Source organism: Bifidobacterium sp. POST2/T3 (B1) (assembly GCF_058197115.1).
Map to the genome: position 1 here is coordinate 1 of NZ_JBVPQK010000130.1, position 7,032 is coordinate 7,032.

Annotated in this window: 4 protein-coding genes and 1 pseudogene; 2 read left to right on the plus strand and 3 right to left on the minus strand. The window is 61.1% G+C overall.

Translation table 11 applies throughout. The features are described from left to right. Positions 1-174: 174 nt before the first annotated feature. Both AC0AP0_RS07170 and metG read right to left on the minus strand, forming a co-directional pair. A complete protein-coding gene (locus AC0AP0_RS07170; RefSeq protein WP_490429905.1) occupies positions 175-3,195 on the minus strand; it encodes an HAD-IA family hydrolase in 3,021 nt (1,006 codons plus the stop codon). Between the two features lie 240 nt (positions 3,196-3,435). Then, positions 3,436-5,307, minus strand: coding sequence for a methionine--tRNA ligase (gene metG, locus AC0AP0_RS07175; RefSeq protein ID WP_490429907.1), 1,872 nt, complete (start codon positions 5,305-5,307; stop codon positions 3,436-3,438). A gap of 429 nt (positions 5,308-5,736) precedes the next feature. Between metG and AC0AP0_RS07180 the strand changes: the two genes are divergently transcribed. Together AC0AP0_RS07180 and AC0AP0_RS07185 are read left to right on the plus strand one after the other, a co-directional pair. Beyond that, on the plus strand, positions 5,737-6,213 hold the full coding sequence (locus tag AC0AP0_RS07180) for a hypothetical protein (RefSeq protein WP_490429908.1): 477 nt from the start codon (positions 5,737-5,739) through the stop codon (positions 6,211-6,213). 236 nt (positions 6,214-6,449) lie between these two features. Next, the gene (locus tag AC0AP0_RS07185; protein WP_490429910.1) at positions 6,450-6,671 is read left to right on the plus strand and encodes a variant leucine-rich repeat-containing protein; all 222 of its coding nucleotides are present in this window, start codon (positions 6,450-6,452) and stop codon (positions 6,669-6,671) included. Here AC0AP0_RS07185 and AC0AP0_RS07190 read toward each other — a convergent pair. Continuing rightward, a pseudogene (locus tag AC0AP0_RS07190) lies at positions 6,635-7,032 on the minus strand (16S rRNA (cytidine(1402)-2'-O)-methyltransferase); the annotation flags it as partial. The gene AC0AP0_RS07185 and the pseudogene AC0AP0_RS07190 overlap by 37 nt on opposite strands.

Here is a 7,032-nt window from a genome sequence, read left to right on the forward strand (position 1 = left end):
ATTGCCGTGACCGTCCGGGAGAGTGACTGACCGATGGTGACGCCCGGCTATGTTCCTCGCCTCTGCAACGCCGCGCGCGTCCGCCCTGGATTCGTCAAGCGTTGCTTATTCTATTAGAGCCCCGAGCAGATGCAACCCCGGTTCCCGGGCGTGTCTAGGCCCAAAATCCGGAGGTCATATGTGGCGCGGATGTCCCTGGACCAGAAGGTCCAGCTCAGGTCCTGACAGACGCTTCAGATCGACACCGTCTGGGGTTACGGCTACCTGGAACCTGGTGCCCCGCACCTCCAGCTCGTAGGTCAGCGAGCGCCAGGATGAAGGTAGGTGGGGGTCGATGCTCAGCCCGGTTCCACCGGTGTCCCGCAAGCCGCCGAAGCCGCAGACCAGGCTGGACCAGACACCTCCGCAGGCAGCTAGGTGGATGCCATCGGTCGTGTTGGCATGCAGATCGTCCACGTCCGTAAACAAGGACCGACGGAAGTACTGCATGGCTAACCGATCATGCCCCACCTCGGCAGCGAGGATGGACTGGGAGGCTGCCGACAGAGTCGAATCCCCGGTGGTCAGCGGATCGTAGTAGTCGAAGTCAGCCCGCTTCTGCTCCGGGGTAAACCAGGAGCTGAGCAGGTAGAGAGCCATAACCACGTCGGTCTGCTTGAGCACCTTGTGCCGGTAAATGACCAGCGGATGGTAGTGCAGCAGCAGGGGCCTGGCCGTGAACCGGTCGAAGTGCCAGCGGGGGCGTTGCATGAACTGGGCATCCTGGGCATGGACCTCCTCCTGATCATCAAAGGGGACAAACATGGCCTCAGCCGCACTGGACCATTTGCTGGCCTCCTCATCGTCGAAGTAGAGCCTTTCACGTATGGCGCCGATCAGGTCGGGGTGCTTCTCGCGTAAGTGCTGGTAAGCCTTGTAAGCAGCCAAGAGGTTGAACCGAGCCATCTGGTTGGTATAGAGGTTGTCGTCAACCAAGACCGTGTACTCGTCCGGACCGGTCACGCAGTGGATGTGGAAGCGGCCATCCTCCTTGTAGCGCCCCAGGCTCATCCAAAGACGGGCCGTCTCCACCAGGATGTCTATACCCTCAGCCTGCAGGAAGTCTTCATCGCCGGTGACCTGCACATACTGGGCCACCGCGTAGGCGATGTCGGCATCGATGTGGTACTGGGCTGTTCCCGTGGGGAAGTAGGCGGAGGCTTCCTCGCCGTCAATGGTCCTCCAGGGGAAGAGGGCGCCGTTCAAGTTGAGCGTGCAGGCCCTGCGCCTGGCGGCAGGCAGCATCATGTAGCGGTAGTGAAGGACAGCCCTAGCCCGGGCAGGCGCTGAATAAATCAGGAAGGGAAGAATGTAGATCTCGGTGTCCCAGAAGTAGTGGCCGCTGTAGCCGGACCCACTCAGACCCTTGGCACCCACGCCGTTCTCGATCTGGGCCGTGGACTGGGCCAGCTGGAAGAGCTCCCAGCGCACCATCTGCTGGGTACGACCGCCATCGTCGGCCTGGATGCGGATATCCTGACGCTCCCAGAACCGGTCCAGCCACTCCCGCTGACGCTGCTCTAGCTCATCCAGAGAAAGAGTGCTGACCTCCTCCAATCTATCGCGGCAGTCCTCGACCAGATTCCTGGTCCCCTCGCCCCGCGTCTGCACGACCAGACCATTGCCGCTGGTGCCGGCCGGAAGGATAGGGTGGCTGCGGTAGACCGCGTAACGGACCAGACGAGTGGAACCACCCTTGGGCACGTCCATACGCCAGCCGGAGCCTTCAACAGGCCGGCCGTCCCTGAACTGCCGAACACCTAGGGCCAGGCTGAGCCGTGAATTATTGCAACGAAAGACCCTGCAATCCGAGCTCAGCTCGCCATAAACAGCATTGTCCAACACCTCGTGGATTCCGCAGCCGTCCACAAAGGTCGACTTGCGGGGATCACTGGAGTTGACATGGCGGGGGTTGTCCGCGTTGACCGGACCCTCGACCACAACAGCCATATCCCGGTCGGGCGATTCAACGGTCAGCGTGCAGACGCTCAGGCTGCGGTCATACAGGCAGACCATACGGGTGAGCACGGTCTTCAGGTGGATGCCGTGGCCCAGATCGTACAGATTGGTGGTGGTCGCGATTCCGGTTCGGAAGTCCAGACGCTGAGTGGTCTTCTCCGGCCGGCCCAGAGGCAGCCCTTCCACCTTAAGGGTGAAGTCCGAAGCATCAGGCACTCCTTGGATCAGCTGACCCACTCGGGCGTATCCGTAGGCGCTTTCAGGGTGGGCTATGCGGAAAGTGTCATGGAAGCCACTTAGGAAGGTGCCGTTGCCCAGGCAGCGTTCCCCGCCTCCTTCGCCCCTGACACCGACGGATCCGTTGGTGACCGAAAAGACTGTGGCACTGACCGCGTCGGGCCGTCCGACCTCGCTCAGACCCCAGTCCTCCACAGGGAAACGTTCCGCATCCAGATCCGGATCCTCCGCCAGCGCACGCTCACCTGCATCGTCGTCGATCAGCTCGATCAATTGGTCCACCACCAGGTCCGCACCCGCCTTGAGCAGCTGCTCGCGACCGGCACCCCTGTCCACGCCCACAACCAGGCCGAACCTACCCGCGTGACCGGCGGCTACACCAGAGAGGGCATCCTCGACCACAACAGCATCCTCGTTGCGCAGACCCAGCACCTTGGCCGCATAGGCGTAGGTGTCTGGGGCCGGCTTGCCCTGAAGGCCCATCTCGTCCTTGAGGTTGCCGTCCACCACTGTGTCGAAGTATCCGGCAATTCCAGCGGCTTGGAGGACTTCAGCCGTGTTGCGCGAACTGGACACCACAGCCAGACGCTTCTTGTCAGTACGCAGGTGCCTGAGCAGATCCACCGTGTCCGGGTAGGGATCAATGCCCTTCTGCTTCAGCATCCGCTCAAATGTCATGTTCTTGCGATTGCCGTATCCGCAGACGGTGTCCAGCTGCGGATCGTCATCGGGGCTGCCCCAGTCAAGCTCAATGCCTCTGCTGCGCAGCAGGGCATCGACACCGTCATAGCGGGGCCGACCATCCACATAGGCGTAGTAGTCCTGCTCCGTATAGGCCGGGACGTTCGCGGGCAGGACCTGATCGAACAACGCCTTCCAGGCGGCCTTGTGCAGGATGGTCGTGGGCACCAACACCCCATCCAGATCGAAGAGCACACAGGCGAATTGGGCAACCTTCATGGTTACTCATCCTATGAGTCTTCCATGACGAAAGAACCCGGCGGTTCGAAGAACCGCCGGGCGAGAAGAGAGAGAAGAAGGGGTTCAGTTATCGGGGCCGCACGACCCCCATCGGCCAGTACCTCAACCGACAGAACTAATATAACCAGCGCTACCTTGGAGGAAGTACCCGAAAACCTCAAAGTTCTCTGTGAATCATAAACTGTGGTCTGAGTATGCGTCGTTCGGGCGAGTCGACCGTCACTTGCCCTGGCCTTCCAGTTTGGCTTGCTCGGCCTCGAAACGGGCACGCTCCTTGGCCTTGCGGCGATCCAGCTGCTCCTGGAAGCGGTCCAGCTCCTCCTGCACGGCTTCCTTGGGAATGCGGGGGAAGATGGGCGTGGGCCGATCGATTGGCGTGCCGTCCCTGAGAGGCTCGCGCGCCCAGGGATGAACAGTCTCCCCCAACCGGTAGTCGCCGGTGATGATGGGATAGTGAAAGTCGGACCGATCCAGATCGTCAACCTCCTCGACACGAGGCAGGGGCGAGAAGGTGCCCTTGCCGCCCATGGCCTCCCAGACCCGCTGAGAAGCATGTGGCAGGAAGGGGGCCAGCATGGTGTTGGCGTCCAGCACGGCCTGGGCGGCGGTATGCAGAACGGCAGCCAGACGATTTTGGTCGTCCTTAATTTTCCAAGGTTCCTGAGCAGAGATGTACTTGTTGATGTCGCCCACCAGGGCCATGGCCTCGACCAGAGCAGCCTTCTGGCGATGGTGCTCGATCAAGGACCCCACAGTATCAAAGGCCTGCAGGCTGCGATCCAACAGGGCGCAGTCCTCTTCGGTCAGCCAGGATTGCTCTACGGCGGGGATGCTGCCGAAGTCCTTGTTGAGCAGGTTGGCCACGCGATTAACCAGGTTGCCCCAGGATGCGGCCAGCTCTTCGTTGTTGTGCCGGACGAACTCTGCCCAGGTAAAGTCCGAATCCGAGGTCTCCGGCCCGGCGATGGAAATGTAGTAGCGGACTGCATCAACCGGATAACGTGCCAGAATGTCCTTGACGTAGATGACGATGCCTCGGGAGGAGCTGAACTTCTTGCCCTCCATGGTCATGAATTCGCTGGCCACCACCTGCTCAGGCAGGTTGAGCTCGCCGTAGGATCCCGGCTGTCCGCCCTTGGATCCCTGCCCGTTGTAGGCCAGAATCTCCGAGGGCCAGATCTGTGAGTGGAAGGTGATGTTGTCCTTGCCCATGAAGTAGTAGCCCAGGGCCTTGGGGTCATTCCACCACTTGCGCCATGCCTCGGGGTCGCCCTGACGGCGGGCCCATTCGATGGATGCCGACAGGTAGCCGATGACGGCATCGAACCAGACGTAGAGCTTCTTGTTGGGGTCGTCGACCCACCCGTCCACCGGCACTGGAATGCCCCAGTCAATGTCGCGGGTGATGGCCCGTGGCTTGACCTCCTTGAAGAGTCCCAGGGAGAAGTTGAGCACGTTGCTGCGCCAGCCCTTGCGGGTCTTCAACCAGGCCAGGTTGGCCTCGGCCAGGGCGGGAAGATCCAGGAAGAAGTGCTTGGACTCCTCAAACCGAGGCGTCTCCCCATTGATTTTGGACACAGGGTTGATCAGCTCGTCCGGATCCAGCTCGTTGCCACAGTTGTCACATTGGTCGCCGCGAGCGCCATCGGCACCGCAGATGGGGCAAGTCCCCTCAATATAGCGGTCTGGGAGAGTCCGACCGGTGGAGGGCGATATAGCCACCTTCTGTTGGCCCTCATAGATGTAGCCGTTGGCCCTGCACTGCCGGAAGAGCTCCTGTACCACCTTCTCGTGATTGCCGGTTGTGGTCCTGGTAAAGAGGTCATAGCTGAGTCCCAGATCGCACAGGTCCTTGACGATGACCCGATTATAACGATCAGCGATCTCCTGGGGACCTACTCCTTCGGCGTCAGCCTCCACCAGGATGGGAGTGCCGTGCTCGTCGGTCCCCGAAACCATAAGGACATCATTGCCCTTCATGCGTTCGTAGCGTGCATAGACATCCGAAGGGACGCCGAACCCAGCGACGTGGCCGATGTGACGGGGCCCATTTGCGTAGGGCCAGGCGACGGAAACAAGGATATGACTCATACCAGCAAGATTATCGGCTTCGGCCTACAATCCCCCTGCTCGTCCACAAGACCGCAGGCTGGCGAGCAGATTATCCACAAGTTCACAAATTTAGGCCTCCTTCAGGTAAGCCCGGACACGACCTTTTACAGTCGAACCATGAATCGAGAACACGTGCTCGGGGGAGCGACGTGGGCGCCTGTCACTACCCTTGGCGCCAGCCGCACCCTTAGAGCTACAACCAAGCCGCCAGGCCGGACTCCCCTCACCGACACCGCTCAGCAGTGCTTCGGGCCACGATACGAAACAGGCCCAACGCGCACCCGTGGCCGTCCGTCTACAACCGAATTCGGAACCCTGGTCCCTGAGCCCAAACCGCTGCCCAGTCTGATTCAGATCGGGGATCTGCCCGGTCCGCTCAGCCTCAGCCTGCTGGTGAATGAGGGAATCGTGACCTGCCTGGACCGATCCTGTTGCTACCTGAACGAACAGGCGGAGGGACTCTACGGTCGCGCATCCATCGTCATGCCCATGGTCCCTTACGGTGCAGCAGCAAGCGGCGGACTGGCGCTCTGGGTGTGGATCAACGGCCATTTCCCCGATGCCCTGGATATTATCTCCAACTCCCATTTCCGCACGCCGGTTTACGGCAGGCCCCTACGCCCCCATCAGCGACAGCTGGATGCCCGTTATCTGATGAAGCTTGGGCGACTCTGGGTGACTTCGCCACTCTGGACAGCCTGTGATTTGGCCTGCGATCCCACGGGCCAATGCAACGGGGAGGACATCATGGCGGTTCTCCATGAGCTTATGGAGCGATATCATGTCAGCTGCGGATCCTGCGAAGCGCTTCTGTCCTCCAACCCCCGTTGGCCTGGCCACGCTCGAGGACTGGATACCATAAAACGACTCAAGACGATCCTATGAATCAGGCTATGAGGAACGGCCGACGTGGTCATGGCCATCATCGGCACCAGGATCGGATCCGACATCGTCGTGAATCCTCCGCCACTGAACGTATGACCCGGTTTATGACTGTCATCAGCAGCCGGTCGCACCCATCAACGGAAGACGATTGGAGTCAAGACGAACCCAATAGCCTCGAACCAATGGCCGAGGGGCGGGCCCCACCGCCAGAGCCTCCCTTGGTGCCAACGGCACTGATGGCCACAGACCCCGAGACCGACCCGAGCATCCTCTGGACCATCGCCCGAGAAGAGCCCCGGCTGCGCCGGTGGCTGGTGGCCAATCCCGCCGCTTCGCCGGAACTGCTGGAGACCGTCTCACAGCTGGGCGGGCCCGGTGTGCGCAGAGCACTCGAGGTGCTGCTGGATGATGGGGATGGGAATCAGTCTTCCTTATCCTCTTCAACGGCCAAGGCATAGATCCGCTTGCGATTAGGTAGGCTGCCATCGGCCAGGGGATGCTCGGCAGTCACGCGAGCGATAGCCTCCTTGAGCCGCAGACCCTCGGATTTGGCCAGTTCGCGTGCCAGGTCTGCCAACTGCCTGTCATCCATGGCCTCAGGGTCGTTGCGCCTGGCCTCCAAGGCAGAAGCACCAGCCACGACCAGGACCATCTCCCCTCTTGCTGGATCCTCCCGAAGGGAGCGCACAATGTCGCCGACGGTACCCCGCCGGATCTGCTCATGCTCCTTAGTCAGCTCCCGGCAGAGGGCCATGAGCCGGTCGGAGCCGAAGACCTCCTGAAGGTCCTGCATAGCCTGATCAATGCGGTGGGGTGTCT

Excerpts from the sequence above, each read along its gene's own strand:
- AC0AP0_RS07170 (WP_490429905.1), bottom strand. The coding sequence starts at position 3,195 with ATGAAGGTTGCCCAATTCGCCTGTGTGCTCTTCGATCTGGATGGGGTG.
- metG (WP_490429907.1), bottom strand. The coding sequence starts at position 5,307 with ATGAGTCATATCCTTGTTTCCGTCGCCTGGCCCTACGCAAATGGGCCC.
- AC0AP0_RS07185 (WP_490429910.1), top strand. The coding sequence starts at position 6,450 with ATGGCCACAGACCCCGAGACCGACCCGAGCATCCTCTGGACCATCGCC.